The following is a 14,085-nucleotide window of genomic DNA, read 5'->3' on the forward strand; positions in this document are numbered from 1 at the left end:
GCGTGTCGGGGGTTCGAGTCCCTCCTCCGCTACCAGATCTTCCCTCGAAAATCCGTTGCCGGAAGAGCCGATCGCGACGCGCGAGGGGCGTGCCGTCCATCGCTTCCGTCTGCGCGTGCGACCTGCTCTGCCAAGGGGATTTCGGCGAGCGCCCCGGCGATGTGCGCCGAGCTGCGCGCAGGGCCTTCGCGGCGGCCGCAGGGCAGGGCCTTCGCGGCGGCCGCAGGCCGGGAGGCGCGGGCGCCTTGTCCGGTTCCGGCCCTTGCCTTCTTCGCAGCGAAGCGGCGAGCGCCGAATCCCCCCGCCGACGGGAACGGGACCCCGCCGCGCCGGCGTCGCGTTCACGCGGCCGGGGCGCGGGCGATGCGGCGGTAGCCGGCCTTGCCGTGGTAGAAGCCGTTGCTCAGAGGCGCGTCGCCGCAGATTTCGCGCAGGCGCGCCTCGGCCTCGGCCGCACTCAGCCTTGCGTCAAGAAGCGCGCGGAACAGGTTCGCCGCCGCCGCCATGTCGACCGCCTGCGGCATCAGGCGCAGATGCGTGACTCCGGCGGCGACGAGCTCGGGGATCTCGTCGATCAACGCCAGATAGGATTCCGATTGGGTCTGGATGCCGTTGACGCGAAGGATCGGTCGGTCGTCCGTGGTGCGCAGGGGCATTCCGTCGGGATGCTCCTCGCACACATGGCGACAATTGTCTTTGGTCCGGCCATGGGCGCGCGTGGTAGCAGCGCGCCGACACCGCCAGCGAGGCGCGCCCGAACACCTGCGCCTCGACCCCCATCCCCAGCGCCCGCGCCGCGCCGGCGGCGACGGCGACGGCCGGGCCGGGCAGCTCGACGGGCAGGCAGACATGCGTCGCCCCCTGGGACGCCATCCAGGCGATCGTCGCCTCGTTGTAGGCGTTCATGAACGGGCCGATGCGATGGGGCCGCCGCCCGCGGGCGAACAACCCCGCGGCGTTGTTGATCTCGATCTCGGGCGCCTCCAGCGACGCCAGCTCGGCGGTCGCCTTGCGCTCGCGCACGAGCATCACCTCGGCCAATGTCGAGAGGATCACGGTCTTGCCCGCGCGGCGCAGACGCTCGATCGTCTCGGGAAGGTCGGGCTCGTGGAAGGGCGCGCGCTTGGAGCAGATGACCTCGCCCAGATAGACCTCGTCCACCGCCGCCTCGTCGGCGATGCGCGCGTAGAAGTCGCGCCGCCGCTCGGGCGGCCAATGATAGGCGATCGGTCCCAGCGTCAGCTTCGTCATGCTCTCACCGCCATTTCTTCGTGGCAAAGGCGCCCTGGGTCTGCTTGCGGCCCTCGGTCAGCGCGACAAGGCCGTCAAGGTCGGCGCGCCGCCCCGCGCGGATCTCGTCCACCGCCTTGCGGAAGGCCGAGACGACCGTGCGCACATAGCTTTTCGACCGTTGCCGCCCCTCGATCTTGAAGGCGTGAACGCCCGCCTCGATCAGCTGGTGCAGCATGGGCGCGAGGTTGAGGCTGATCGGCTCTTCGAAGGCGTAGTATCCCTCGGGGCGATGGGGCGCGTTGTAGCGGCCCTTGCAGATGGTGGGATAGCCGGCCTTCTCGTCGGGCCCGAAGCGGTCGATGGCGAACCCGGCCAGCTGCGACGTCATCGCGCCGTCTTCGTGACGCACGTATTCGACATGCGACGCCGGCGAGCAGACGCCGTCCATGTTGGTGGACTGGCCGGTCAGGTAGTTGGTGAGGCTGCATCGCCCCTCGACCATCAGGCCGTGATTGCCGAAGATGAAGGTCTCGATCTCGCAGGGGATCTCCTTGCGGATCTGCCGGATCTCGGCGATCGTCAGGATGCGCGGCAGCACCACCCGCTTCACGCCGAAATGCGCGCAATAATAGCGGATCGCCTCGGGCGAGGATGCGGCGGCCTGCACGGACAGGTGCAGCCGGATCCCGGGATGGGCGCGCGCGATGTGGTCGGCCACGCCCATGTCGGCGACGATGAAGGCGTCGACCCCGACCCGCGCGCCGATCCCGGCGGCCTCGCGCCACAGAGCCGTCCGGCCGGCCGGCGGGTATGTGTTCAGCGCCAGCAGCACCTTGGCGCCGCGGCCATGCGCGTAGGCGACGGCCTCTTCCAGCTCTTGCGGCGTGAAGTTCAGCCCCGGAAAGTTCCGCGCGTTGGTGGCGTTCTGAAAGCCGCAATAGACGGCGTCGGCCCCCGCGTCGACGGCCGTGCGCAGGGCCGAGGGCGTTCCGGCCGGGCAGATCAGCTCGGCCACGCTCATCGCCCGTCTCCCCGGGGTTCGACGTGCCGATAGCGCCGGCGAAGCTGCGCAAGGATGGCGCGGCCGGGCGGGCCGAACATGTCGGCCGCCTCCTCGGCGATCGAGCCGTCCACGTCGTCGAGCGCATTGCGCAGGCGAACGACCGCCTCGGTGTCGCCGCCGATCTCCAGATCGCGCGAGAAGAAGGCGGCGTCGCCGTCCTGTTCGGCGTCGATCAGTTCGAGCAGCAGCAGGAAACGCCCCCGAATGCTTGCGCCCGCCGGCGGCAGCCGGTCGCGCGGCGTCGCCCTCAGGATCAGCCGTTCGGGATCGGGGCGCAGGTGCAGCGCGAAGGGCAGCTCGACGGGATCGATCACGTAGTCGGTCCTGCAGTGCGCGCCCAGCCGCGCGAACAGCGCGGGATGGCGCTGCGCGATGCGGCGCACGATCCGCGTCAGGAAGGGCTGCGCCACCAGGCAGGCGACGCGCGAGAGCGCCCCGCCCGGCGTCGGCGGTCCCGCTTCGATTCGGGTCGCGATTTCGGACATCTTCGCGTTCTCCATCGTCAACGCGCCGCGCTGGCGCCGGCAAGCGCCGGGCGGCCTGTTCCGAGCGCGGCCAGACACCAGCCGAGCGCGGCTTCCTCGCGGGGCGCAACCTGCTCGGCCAAGCCGCCGCAAAAGGCGTCGAAGGCGGCGCGGCGAATCTCCGAGACCCCGATCATGACCGGAACGCCCCTGCTGACCGCCGCGCCGATCAGCGCGCGAAAGCCGCGGCCCTCGGCCTCTCTGACGCCGAACCTGTCGAGGAGGACGATGTCCGCCCCGCGCTCGAAGGCGGCCATGGCCAGGCCGGCGGCGTGCTCGATCGCTCCGGCGTCGAGGCGGCACGCGGTCGAGCACGCGCCCAGATCCTGCGTGATCCGCTCTTCGGGCCCGTCGGGCAGCACGCGCAGCACCGCTTCGCAATGCGCGGGCGCGGCGGCGGGGCTGCGCAGCGCGCCGGCCACGCGGAAGCCGCGCGCGATCAGGGCCGCGTGCAGCCGCTCGAGCAAGGCGTCGGTGCGGCCGTCGCCCGATATGGGAAGGGCGGCGATGGCGGGAAGTTCGTCTTCGGCGGCCGTCGTCGGTCTGGACATGTGCGTTCTCCTCGGGCCGCGGCCGGCCTGGGCGCTTGCGGCTTCGGCGGGCTCTTGCGCGATTCCGGGGCTCTGTAGCAGCGCGCGGGCGGCGAAAAACTGACGATGGTCAAGATCCGCCGCACTTCGTCGCGCGCCGGACATCGGCGGTCGCATCGCCTTGGCACGGCGCGGCGAAGGGGCGATCATCGCGCCCATGACAAGCCCGAGCGATGATTCCGACCCACCGCGCCATCCCTGCGGCGCCTGCGCCTGCGCCTTCGGCGAGGCCAGCGTCTGGCGTCCGGTCGCGCCCGAGCTGCGGGCGCGGCTGGCGCAGGGGTTTCGCCGCCGCCAGCTGGCCCGCGACGAGGCGATCTATGCGCAAGGCGCGCCGGCCGACACGGTCTATTGCCTGTCGCGCGGGCTCGTGGCCTTGCGCACGACGCGCGAGGACGGCCATTACAGCTTCGTCCGCCTCGTCCGGCCGGGCGAGATCTTCGGCTTCCGCTCGTTCCTGGCAAGGCAGCCGCACGACACGGAGGCGCGCGCGCTGACGGCGGCGCGGGTGTGCGTCGTGGCCGCGCGCGAGGCGAGGGAGGTGGTCGAGGGCTCGCCGCAGGTGCTCGGGGGGCTGGCGCTGCGCTGCGCAATCGAGCTGCGCCGCAGCCGCGACTTGCGGGCCCATTCGCGCCGCGGCGACGCCGGCGGCCGCCTGCTGCGGCTGATCCGCGATCTGTCGGCCGATCAGGCGCCCGACGCGGACGGGGTCGTGCGCTTTCGCCTGCCCTTGTCGCGGGCGGACATGGCCGCGGCGCTGGGCCTGGCGCCCGAGACCGTGACGCGGCGCCTGCGCCGGCTGTGCGAGGCGGGCGCGCTCAGGATCTCGGGCCGGCAGGTCGAGCTGCCTGCGCCGGCGGCCGAGGGGGGCGGCTGAGCGCGGCCCCGCCGCCGGGCGCGAGGCGGCCCACCCGCCGGCGTGCGACGCGTGGCGGACGGGGGCGGTCGGCGCGGAGCGTTCGGGGCCGCCGCCGCCACGACGGGCGGTTTGGCCCGAGCGAAAGCTCGCATGACGCCTCTGGCGCGGTCATGCGGCGGGGGCGGCAAGGCGCGGCCCGGCGGGGCGGGCGCGTTGTTCGATTCGCCGCCTTCGGGCGCGCCGCCCGCCGGCGCGGGGCATCGGCGCCCGGGCGCCGCGGCCGCGCGCGCCCGGCGCTTGTCGGGCGCCCGTGCCGCGCCCGCCGCGTTCAGTGCGCCATCAGCACGGGCAGGGGCGTGTCGCGGATGATGTCGCGGGTCACGCCGCCGAGGATCAGTTCGCGAAAGCGCGAGCGGCCATAGGCGCCCATGACCATCAGGTCCGCCCCGATCTCGACCGCGCGCCGGCGCAGCGCCCCGCTTGCGCCCAGACCCTCGTCGGGCAGGGGCGCCAGCTCGACCGGCAGGTCGTGGCGCGACAGCATCAGCGCCAGCGCCTCGCCCGAGGCGGCCATGTCCTCGTCCGGGTCGATCATGACGATCTCGATCTTCTCGGCCTCGGACAGGAAGCCCATGGCATGGCGCACGGCGCGCAGCGCCTCGCGGCTGTCGTTCCAGGCGATGAGCGTCGTCGAGCCGACCTTCTCGGGCAGCTCGCGCGGGGCCAGCAGCACCGCGGCGTCGCCGTCGAAGAGCGCGCCCTCGAGCAGCGCCTCGGACAGTTCGGCGCCGTCTCCGCCCTGGCCGTCGCCGCCGGCCAGCACGACCAGCTCGGAAAAGCGGGCGCGGGCCCCGAAGGCCGGGCCGGCGCCGGCATAGGTGGCGACCAGGGGCGCGGCGTCGCCGCGCGCGCCCTCGCGCTCGAGCCGCTCGGCGGCGGCCTCGGCCAGCGTCTCGGCGCGCTTGCGCGATTCCTCATACCACTGCGTCATCGCCAGGGACGGCGCCTCGCCATAGGCGTAGGCGGGCAGGTCGGGCTCGTAGCCCAGCGCGACCACCGACAGATGCGCGTCGAAGCGGCGGCTGAGCGCGATGGCCGCGGACATGCGCCCGCGCCCGTCGGTTTCGCCGTCGGTGCAGGTGAGGATGGTCTTGTAGGTCATGGCGGACTCCGGTTTGCGGCGCCCCCTGCGGCGCCTTTCGCCACACACTATCGCGCGCCGCGCCGTCTGGCGACTTGATCCGCGTCAAGCGTCCGAGCGCCCGCCCCGGCGTCAATCGGCCTGATAGCGCCCCGACTTGCCGCCCTCCTTGAAGACAAGGCGCGTGTCGGTCAGGCGCATGGCCTTGTCCACCGCCTTGACCATGTCATAGACGGTCAGCTGCGCGACGGCGACGGCGGTCAGCGCCTCCATCTCGACGCCGGTCGGGCCGGTCGTGCGCACGGTGGCCTCGATCTCGACGCGGTTGCGGGCGGGATCGGGCGTCAGCTCGACCGCCACCTTGGACAGCGGCAAGGGGTGGCACAGCGGGATAAGCTCGGAGGTGCGCTTGGCGGCCATGATGCCCGCCAGCCGCGCCACGCCCAGAACGTCGCCCTTGCCGGCGCGCCCCTCGACGATCATGGCCAGCGTGGCGGGCGCCATCTCGACCGCGCCGCGGGCGACGGCGGTGCGCACGGTGGCGGGCTTGGCCGAGACGTCGACCATCTGCGCCGCGCCCTTGGCGTCGAAATGGGTCAGGCGGGGTTCGGCGTCGCTCATCGGGCGGCTCCTTGCGGGTCCTGGGCGGGCAGGGGATCGGCGAGGATCGCGCGCGTGGCGGCCTCGACGTCGGGCTGGCGCATGAGGCTTTCGCCGATCAGGAAGCAGCGCGTCCCCGCCCGCGCCAGCCGCGCCAGATCGGCGGGCGAGGACAGGCCCGACTCGGCCACCGCGATGCGCTCGGCCGGGATGCGCGGGGCGAGGCGCTCGGTGGTCTCGAGCGTGGTGACGAAGCTGCGCAGGTCGCGGTTGTTGACCCCGATCAGGGGCGAGCGCAGCGCCAGCGCGCGTTCGAGCTCGGCCTCGTCATGCACCTCGATCAGCGCGTCCATGCCCCAGGCCAGCGCGGCGTCTTCGAGCTCGCGCGCCTGGGCGTCCGAGACGCTGGCCATGATGATGAGGATGCAGTCCGCGCCCAGCGCCCGCGATTCGGCCACCTGCCAGGGATCGTAGAGGAAATCCTTGCGCAGCGCGGGCAGCGAGACGGCCGCGCGCGCGGCGCGAAGATACGCGTCCGCGCCCTGGAACGAGGGTTCGTCGGTCAGCACCGACAGGCACGCGGCGCCGCCGCGCTCATAGGCGCGCGCCAGGGCCGGCGGGTCGAAATCGGCCCGGATCAGGCCCTTCGAGGGGCTGGCCTTCTTGACCTCGGCGATGAGCCCGTAGCGCCCCTCGGCCAGCGCGCGGCGCAGCGCGGCGGCGAAGCCGCGCGGGGCGGGGGCGGCGCGGGCCATGTCCTCGACGGCGGCGAGGGGCGTGCGGGCCTTGCGCGCGGCGATCTCCTCGAGCTTGTAGGCCTTGATGCGGTCCAGAACGGTTTGGGTCACGCGAAACTCTCCGTTTGCCGGGGCGGCGCTCAGCCGGCCGCGGATGTGACGCGGGCCAGCGCCTCGGCCCGCGCCTTGGCCGCGCCCGAGTCGATGCTTTCGCGCGCGCGCTCGGCGCCTTCGCGCAGATCGGCCGCCACGCCCGCCACCACCAGCGCCGCGGCCGCGTTCAGCAGCACCGCGTCGCGATAGGCCGAGCGCGCGCCCTCGAGCAGCGCGCGCAGCGCGGCGGCGTTCTGCGCCGGCGTGCCGCCCAGAATGGCCTCGAAGGGGTGGACCGGGAGCCCCGCGTCCTCGGGCGCCACCTCGAACTCGCGCAGCGCGCCGTCATGGGTCTCGACCACCTTGCTGGGGGCCGAGATCGACAGCTCGTCCGTGCCGTCGCCGCCATGCACCAGCCAGGCGCGCTCGGTTCCCAGCGCGGCCAGCGTCTGGGCCATGGGGCGCAGCAGGTCGGCCGAGAAGGCGCCCGTCAGCTGCCGCCTGACCCCCGCGGGGTTGGTCATCGGGCCGAGGATGTTGAAGATGGTGCGCGTGCCCAGCTCGGCGCGCGCGGGGCCGACATAGCGCATCGCCGGATGGTGCATGGGCGCCATCATGAAGGCGATGCCCGCCTCGGCCAGCGCCGCCTCGACCACGGCGGGGCCGACCATGACGTTGACCCCCAGCTCGCCCAGCGCGTCGGCGGCGCCCGACTTCGAGCTCAGATTGCGGTTGCCGTGCTTGGCCACCGGCACGCCCGCCCCGGCCACGACGAAGGCGGCCGCGGTCGAGATGTTGAGCGTGCCCTTGCCGTCGCCGCCGGTGCCGACGATGTCGATCGCGCCCTCGGGCGCGCGCACGCGGGCCATCTTCGCGCGCATCACCGAGGCGGCGGCGGCGTATTCGTCGACCGTTTCCCCGCGCGTGCGCAGCGCCATCAGGAAGCCGCCGATCTGCGCGGGGGTGGCTTCGCCCGACATGATGGCGTCGAAGGCGCGCGCGGCCTCGTCGCGGGTCAGCGGGCCGTCGGCGGCCTTGCCGATCAGGGGCTTGAGCGCTTCGGACATCAGGCGGCCCTCGTCAGCGGCCGCACGGGGATGCCGGCGATGCGCAGGAAGTTGGCCAGCATGTCGTGCCCGTGCTCGGAGCGGATCGACTCGGGGTGGAACTGCACGCCGTGGATGGGCAGCTCGCGATGCTGAAGCCCCATGATGACGGCCTCGTCGCCCTGGCCGGTCTCGGCCGTGATCTCGAGCGCGTCCGGCAGGCTTTCGCGCGCGACGCACAGCGAGTGGTAGCGCGTGGCGGTGAAGTCCTGCGCGAGGCCGGCGAACACGCCCTTGCCGGTGTGGCGGATGGTCGAGGTCTTGCCGTGCAGCACCTCGTGGCAGCGCACGACCTTGCCGCCGAAGGCCTGGCCGATGGTCTGGTGCCCCAGGCACACCCCCAGAAGCGGCAGGCGCCGCTCGGCGGCGGCGGCGACGAGATCGAGGCAGATCCCGGCCTGGTCCGGGTCGCACGGCCCGGGCGAGAGCACCACCGCCTCGGGGCCCATCTCCAGCGCCTCGGCGACCGAGATCTGGTCGTTGCGGCGCACTTCGACCTGCGCGCCCAGCTCGCCGAAATAGTGGACGAGGTTATAGGTGAAGCTGTCGTAATTGTCGATCAGCAGCAGCATGTCGGCATGTCCTTGTCGGCGGGCCTCCGGGCGGCGGTGGCCGGGGCGCGGGCGTCGGCGGGGCGCGCGGGCTGGTTCCGCGGCGCGATCGGGGCTAATACATGCGAGGAAGGGCGGGGCGGCGTCAAGCGCGCCCTGCGCCGCGTTGCATCACGGAGGATGGCGTATGGCCTATGGCGTTGCAGGTTTCGCAAGGGGCTTCGTCGCCGGCGCGCTGGCGGTGGGAACGGCGGCCGCGCTGGCGGCCCTGATCGCGCCGCCCCCCGAGGCGCCTTCCATGGCGCCGCCCGCCGCTACGCCAGCCGCCCCCGCGGCCCCGGCCTCGGGCGCGGCGCCGGGCGCCGCGGCCGGTCCCGAGGCGGGCCCCGAGGGGCCCATCGCCGTCGACAAGGCGCGCCCCGCGGCCCTTCCCGGCGCCGTCGCCGACGCCCCTTCGGCGGCCGAGGCAGTGGGCGCGGCGCCCATCCTCGACCGCGCTCCGGCGGCGCCCGCCATGGCGCCGGCGGCGAACCCGCCCGCGGCCGAGGCGCCGCCCGCGCCCTCGCGCCCGATCCCCGCGCCCGAGCAGGCCGCCGCCATTCCCCCCGCCGACGGCGCAGCCGGTCCGGGCCGGGCGTCGGCCCCCGAGGACCTGGAGGCGGCCGAAACGCCGCCCGCGCCGAAGGCCGAAGATCCGTCGGCCGCGCGGCCTGTCCCCGGCGGCAAGAAGGCGGCGGGCATCGCGGCCGCGTCCCCCTCGGCGGCCGAACCCGCGGCGGCGTCCGTGGTCGAAGCGCTGGCCTCCCCGACGCCCCCCGAGGCCGCCGCGCCCGCCGGGCTTTCGGCAGCATCCGCGCCGACTCTCGGCGCCGCCGCCTCGCCCCCGGCGCCCGACGCAGCGGCGGCGCCGCCCCTCGCGCCCGCAACGCCCGCGACGCCCGCCGCGCCCGACGCGGCGCCGGTTCTGGATCTGGCCCAAGCCGCCGCCGTTTTGCGGTCGGCCGCCGGAACGGGAGCGGGGGCGGCGGCGCCCAAGGGCGAGGCCGCGTCAGATGCCGCGGCGCGCGCGCCCCAAGGCCCGGCGGCCGCCCCGGCGCAAGCGCCCAAGGCGGCCGATGGCGCGCGGCCTGGCGCGTTGGGCGCCGCCGCCCTTGCGCCGGGGACGGGCGCGGACCCTGCGCCGGCCGCGCCGCCGGCCGATGCCGCGCCGGCGCCCGCGTCCATGCCGGCAGGTTCGCCCGAGGCGGGCGCGGCGGCCCCGGTCGCGCGATCCGCTCCCGCGGCGCCGGCCGGGCGGGCGCTGGACCTGGCCGAAGCGGCGGCGGCGCTGCGCGCGGCGGCCCAGCCGCCCGCGCGCGCGGCGGCAGGCGCGGTCGCCCCCGTCCCCGCGACCGGCGCAGGCGGCGCGGAGGATGCCGCGCCCGGCACGGCGCTTGCGCCCGGCCAGACCCGGGCGCAGGCCGACGCAGCCAGCCCGCTTGCCGCCTTGCGCCAGCGTTCCGCCGGGCAGGAGGGCGGGTTCGCGCCGCGGCGCGTCGCCGCCCCGGGCGCGCTGCCCGAGCTGCTTGTGCACATCGCCCGCGGCGCCGATCGGAGCTGGGTCGATCGCGCCATCGCCGGGCTCGAGGCGCGCGGCTACCGCGTGCGTCTGGTCAAGGTGGTGCCTTTCGACCAGCCGGGCGACGAGATCCGCTACTACCGCGACGAAGACGCGGTCGCCGCCGCCGAGCTGGCGCGCGCGCTGCAGGCCGAGGCCAGCGCCGCGCGCGGCGCGCCGCGTCCCGCGCCGGCCGTGGCCTCGCTGGCCAAACGCTTTCGCAACCTGCCGCGCAACATGATGGAAATCTGGATCGGCGCGGGCGGCTGACCGGGGCGGCCGCGCCTGCGCGCCGGCCCGGCTTGGCCCGTCTGCGCCTGTCCGCGCCCGCCGCCGGGCGGGACCGTGGCCGCCCCTTGCCGCGTGGAGATCGGCCCGCCGCCCGCGCCGAGGGACGCGCTTGCGCCGGCCCGCCCGCCTGCCGCGCCGGCCGCCGCCGGCCTTCCGCGCCAGGGCCTTCCCCCCCGGCCCCTGGCGACCCGGGTCGGGAGCGGCGTCGGGGGCGGGGGCGGGGGCGCGCTCAGTTGCCGCCGCGTCCGGCGAAGCGCGCGGCCTCTTGCGCGGCGCGCATCAGGGCCTTGGCCTTGTTGACGGTTTCCTGATGTTCGGCCTCGGGGTCGCTGTCGTGAACGACGCCGCCCCCGGCCTGGACATGCATCTTGCCGTCCTTGATGACGGCGGTGCGCAGGGCGATGCAGGTGTCCATCTCCTGCGCCGAAGAGATGTAGCCGACCGCGCCGGCATAGACGCCGCGCTTGTGCACCTCTAGCTCGTCGATGATCTCCATGGCGCGCACCTTGGGCGCGCCCGACACCGTCCCCGCCGGCAGACCGGCCAGCAGCGCGCCCAGCGCGTCGACGTCCTCGCGCAGCGCGCCCTCGACGTTCGAGACGATGTGCATCACATGCGAGTAAAGCTCGACCGTGAACTGCTGGTTCGGGTTCACCGTGCCGATGCGCGCCACGCGCCCCACATCGTTGCGCCCCAGATCCAGCAGCATCAGATGCTCGGCCAGCTCCTTGGGATCGGAGAGCAGGTCCTTGCGCAGGGCCTCGTCCTCTTCGGGGGTGGCGCCGCGCGGGCGGGTGCCGGCGATGGGGCGGATGGTGACCTTGCCGTCGCGCACGCGCACCAGGATCTCGGGCGAGGCGCCGACGATCTGGAAGTCGCCGAAATTGAAGAAGAACATGTAGGGGCTGGGATTGGTGCGCCTGAGCGCGCGATAGAGCGCGAAGGGCGGCAGCGGAAAGTCCAGCGTCCAGCGCTGCGAGGGCACGACCTGAAAGATGTCGCCGGCGCGGATGTATTCGCGCGCCTTCTCGACCATCTGCAGGTAGCGCGCGCGCCCGGTGTTCGAGACCGGCTCGCCCGGCGCGGCGCCCGGGGCGGCGGTCTCGTGCGCGACGGCGCGGTCCAGATCCATGACCACGTCCGACAGACGTTCGGCCGCGCGCGCATAGGCGGCGCGCGCGTTCTCGCCCGAGCCGGCCCAGACGGGGGTGACGATGGTCACCTCGTCCTTCACCGCGTCGACGGCGGCGACGATGGTCGGGCGCATCATCACCGCGTCGGGCAGGCCCAGCGGGTCGGGGTTGACGTCGGGCAGCCGCTCGACCAGGCGGACCATGTCGTAGCCCAGATAGCCGAACAGCCCCGACACGCCCGGCGGCAGCGCCCGCGGCAGGTCGATCTGGCTCTCCTCGAGCACCGCGCGCAGGCTGGTCAGGGCGTCGCGCGGGTCGGCCTCGAAGGCGTGCGGGTCGTAGCGCGCGGCGCGGTTGATCTCGGCGCGCCCGTCGCGGCAGCGCCACACGAGGTCGGGCTTGAAGCCGATGAAGGAGTAGCGCCCGCGCGTGTCGCCGCCGGTGACGCTTTCAAGCATGAAGCTGTCGCGCCGCGCCTGCGCCAGCTTGAGCATCAGCGACACCGGCGTATCCAGGTCGGCGGGCAGCGTGGTCCACAGCACCTGGTTCTCGCCGGCCTCGAAACGGCGGGCGAAGGCGTCGAAATCGGGTTCAATCCGCATCGCTCGGCATCCTGCTGTTCGTCCGGGCCGCGGCCCGGGGCGGCCTGCGCGCGCGGCGGCGCGCAGGCCCGGGGGCGCGGCTCAGCGCAGCCCGTTGAGCACGCGCCGCAGCGCCGCCTCGTTGACCGTCACCTCGGCGCGCGAGAACAGCGCCTGCGCGTAAAGCGCCTGCAGATCGCGCCCGGTCGAGCGGTCCAGCGCCTCGCGCCAGCGGGCGAGGATCTGCGCGTAGGTCGGATCGGCCAGATCGGCGGGAATGACGTTCAGCACCACGCCCGCCGCCGCGGCCGAGCCATCCTCGGCCACGGCCGAGCGGGCCTGCCCCTTGGCGGCGCGGAAGAGCGCGGCGATCAGCCCGTCGGGCGCGCCCTCGACCGCGGCGTCGCGGGTCACGGGGCCGGTGCGCACGGCCCTGGCGGCGTAGATGCGCGCCAGCTCGTCCGCGTCGGCGCCCGCGGCCAGCGCATCGGCGATCGCCGCCGCCTTGTCGGCCAGCGCCTTGCGTCGCGCCTCGGCGGTCCAGTCGCGCAGGACGCGCTCGCGCGCCTCTTCGAAGGACAGCGGCCGCTCGGGGCGCTCGCCGTCCACCCGCAGCGCCGCCCAGGCGCCGCCGGGCAGCGAGAACGGGTCGCTTTCGAGCCCCTCTTCGGCGGCGAAGGCGGCGGCGAGGAACTCGGACGAGGCCGCCGGCCCCTCGACCCCCTCGCCGCTCAGCGTCACGCCCTTGGCCTTGCGCAGCTCGAGGCCGAGCTCGGCCGCGGCGTCCTCGAGCCGCGCGCCCGCCGCGATCAGGTCCGCCAGCTGCTCGGCCATGTCCGAGGCCAGCGCCTGGGCGCGCGCGCCCGCCCGCTCGGCGCGCAGCGTCTCGCGCGCCTCTTCGAAGGGGGTGACGCTGGCGGGCAGGATGGCGCGCACATTGATCAGCGCCGGGCCGAGCGGGGTCGACGCCGGGCCCTTGACGCCGGTCCCGTCCGAGAAGGCGAGGTCGGCCAGCTCGGGCGGGGCCGCCTCGCGCGACAGCGCGCCCAGCGTCACGTCCTCGAGCGTCAGCCCGCGCTCGCGCGCCAGGTCCTCGAAGGTCGCCTCGCCCGCCTCGATCCTCGCCAGCGCGGCGCGCGCGGCGTTCTCGTCGGGGAAGGGCAGGCGGTCGATGACGCGGCGCTCGGGGATGTTGAAGCGCTCGGCGTCGGCCTCGTAGTCGGCGCGCAGCTCGTCCTCGGGGATCTCGACCTGCGCGGCCAGCTTCGCCGGGTCGATCAGCGCATAGGTCAGGTCGCGCGCACGGGGAGCGACATAGGCGTCCTTGCGCGCGTCGAACCAGGCGCGCAGGGCGGCCTCGTCGGGCGCCGCGGGGGCGGGAAGCGCGGCCGGGTCGAGGATGACCAGCGCCAGCTCGCGCTTCTCGAGCCGGGGGGCGAGCTGCAGCTCGGCATAGCCCGCCGGGGCCCGCGCGCCGGCCGATGCCGCGCCCAGCAGCACGTCGCGCGCCAGCGAGCGGCGCATGTCCTCTTCGAAGCGGGCGGGCTTGAAGCCCAGCTGGTTGAGGATGAACTCGTATTGCTGCCTGTCGAAGCGCCCGTCCAGCCCCTTGAACGAGGGCGATTCCACGATCGCGTCGCGCACGGCCTCGTCGGGGGCCGACACGCCCAGGCGCCGCGCCTCCTCATCCAGCGCCGCGTCGCGCGCCAGCCGCGCCAGCAGCGCGCGGTGCACGCCGGCGGCCTCGGCCTCCTCGACGGTGATGCGGCGGCCCATCTGGCGCGACAGGGACTGGATCTCGCGCTGCAGGGCCAGGGCGAAATCGTCGGTCTCGATGACCCGGTCGCCCACCTTCGCCACGCGGCTGCCGGCGGTGTTCAGCGTCACGTCGCCGATGCCCCAGATGGCGAAGCTGACGACGAGCAGGGCGAACAGCGCCTTGAAGACCCAGGTGCGAGCGGCGTTGCGGAGAAAATTGAGCATCTG

General features: G+C 74.7%; 13 protein-coding genes and 1 pseudogene. 2 read left to right on the top strand and 12 right to left on the bottom strand.

Annotated features, from left to right (window positions below; all coding sequences use genetic code 11):
* Window positions 1–341: 341 nt before the first annotated feature.
* From BMW67_RS16220 to BMW67_RS03940, 5 genes and pseudogenes are all read right to left on the bottom strand, one after another.
* On the bottom strand, window positions 342–851 hold the full coding sequence (locus BMW67_RS16220; protein ID WP_342707596.1) for a U32 family peptidase: 510 nt from the start codon (window positions 849–851) through the stop codon (window positions 342–344).
* Window positions 772–1,251: pseudogene (locus BMW67_RS16225) on the bottom strand (U32 family peptidase); the annotation flags it as partial. The pseudogene BMW67_RS16225 and the gene BMW67_RS16220, both read right to left, overlap by 80 nt.
* 4 nt (window positions 1,252–1,255) lie before the next feature.
* Window positions 1,256–2,254: a ubiquinone anaerobic biosynthesis protein UbiU gene (gene ubiU / locus BMW67_RS03930; protein ID WP_072745849.1), complete on the bottom strand. Its 999-nt coding sequence runs from the start codon at window positions 2,252–2,254 to the stop codon at window positions 1,256–1,258.
* Window positions 2,251–2,781, bottom strand: a complete 531-nt coding sequence (gene ubiT / locus BMW67_RS03935; protein WP_072746093.1) for a ubiquinone anaerobic biosynthesis accessory factor UbiT — start codon at window positions 2,779–2,781, stop codon at window positions 2,251–2,253. The genes ubiU and ubiT overlap by 4 nt, the downstream gene beginning before the upstream one ends.
* Window positions 2,782–2,798: 17 nt before the next feature.
* Window positions 2,799–3,371: a DUF2478 domain-containing protein gene (locus tag BMW67_RS03940; RefSeq protein WP_072745848.1), complete on the bottom strand. Its 573-nt coding sequence runs from the start codon at window positions 3,369–3,371 to the stop codon at window positions 2,799–2,801.
* 196 nt (window positions 3,372–3,567) lie between these two features.
* Here BMW67_RS03940 and BMW67_RS03945 point away from each other — a divergent pair, with 196 nt between their 5' ends.
* Window positions 3,568–4,287, top strand: coding sequence for a Crp/Fnr family transcriptional regulator (locus BMW67_RS03945; protein WP_072746092.1), 720 nt, complete (start codon window positions 3,568–3,570; stop codon window positions 4,285–4,287).
* A 310-nt stretch (window positions 4,288–4,597) separates the two neighbouring features.
* Here the strand turns inward: BMW67_RS03945 and BMW67_RS03950 are convergent, their stop codons facing one another.
* The 5 genes from BMW67_RS03950 to BMW67_RS03970 form a co-directional block, all read right to left on the bottom strand.
* Window positions 4,598–5,431 carry a universal stress protein gene (locus BMW67_RS03950; RefSeq protein ID WP_072745847.1) on the bottom strand — a complete coding sequence of 278 codons (834 nt, stop codon included), beginning with the start codon at window positions 5,429–5,431 and terminating at the stop codon, window positions 4,598–4,600.
* 111 nt (window positions 5,432–5,542) lie between these two features.
* Window positions 5,543–6,031, bottom strand: a complete 489-nt coding sequence (gene moaC / locus BMW67_RS03955) for a cyclic pyranopterin monophosphate synthase MoaC (protein WP_072745846.1) — start codon at window positions 6,029–6,031, stop codon at window positions 5,543–5,545.
* Window positions 6,028–6,858 carry an indole-3-glycerol phosphate synthase TrpC gene (trpC, locus tag BMW67_RS03960; RefSeq protein ID WP_072745845.1) on the bottom strand — a complete coding sequence of 277 codons (831 nt, stop codon included), beginning with the start codon at window positions 6,856–6,858 and terminating at the stop codon, window positions 6,028–6,030. The genes moaC and trpC overlap by 4 nt, the downstream gene beginning before the upstream one ends.
* Before the next feature lie 29 nt (window positions 6,859–6,887).
* Window positions 6,888–7,907 (bottom strand): anthranilate phosphoribosyltransferase, encoded by a 1,020-nt coding sequence (gene trpD / locus BMW67_RS03965; RefSeq protein WP_072745844.1) that lies wholly within the window; start codon window positions 7,905–7,907, stop codon window positions 6,888–6,890.
* Window positions 7,907–8,518, bottom strand: a complete 612-nt coding sequence (locus BMW67_RS03970; protein ID WP_072745843.1) for an anthranilate synthase component II — start codon at window positions 8,516–8,518, stop codon at window positions 7,907–7,909. Before BMW67_RS03970 ends, trpD begins: the two co-directional genes overlap by 1 nt.
* Before the next feature lie 166 nt (window positions 8,519–8,684).
* On the opposite strand from BMW67_RS03970, the gene BMW67_RS03975 reads away from it, so the two are divergent.
* Window positions 8,685–10,364: a hypothetical protein gene (locus tag BMW67_RS03975; RefSeq protein WP_072745842.1), complete on the top strand. Its 1,680-nt coding sequence runs from the start codon at window positions 8,685–8,687 to the stop codon at window positions 10,362–10,364.
* A gap of 250 nt (window positions 10,365–10,614) precedes the next feature.
* Here the strand turns inward: BMW67_RS03975 and trpE are convergent, their stop codons facing one another.
* Both trpE and BMW67_RS03985 read right to left on the bottom strand, forming a co-directional pair.
* Complete coding sequence (trpE, locus tag BMW67_RS03980; RefSeq protein WP_072745841.1) at window positions 10,615–12,120, bottom strand: anthranilate synthase component I; 1,506 nt, start codon at window positions 12,118–12,120, stop codon at window positions 10,615–10,617.
* Between the two features lie 81 nt (window positions 12,121–12,201).
* On the bottom strand, window positions 12,202–14,082 hold the full coding sequence (locus tag BMW67_RS03985; RefSeq protein WP_072745840.1) for a peptidylprolyl isomerase: 1,881 nt from the start codon (window positions 14,080–14,082) through the stop codon (window positions 12,202–12,204).
* Window positions 14,083–14,085 lie beyond the last annotated feature (3 nt).

It is taken from the genome of Oceanicella actignis, assembly GCF_900111545.1.
Classification (GTDB): Bacteria; Pseudomonadota; Alphaproteobacteria; order Rhodobacterales; family Rhodobacteraceae; genus Oceanicella; species Oceanicella actignis.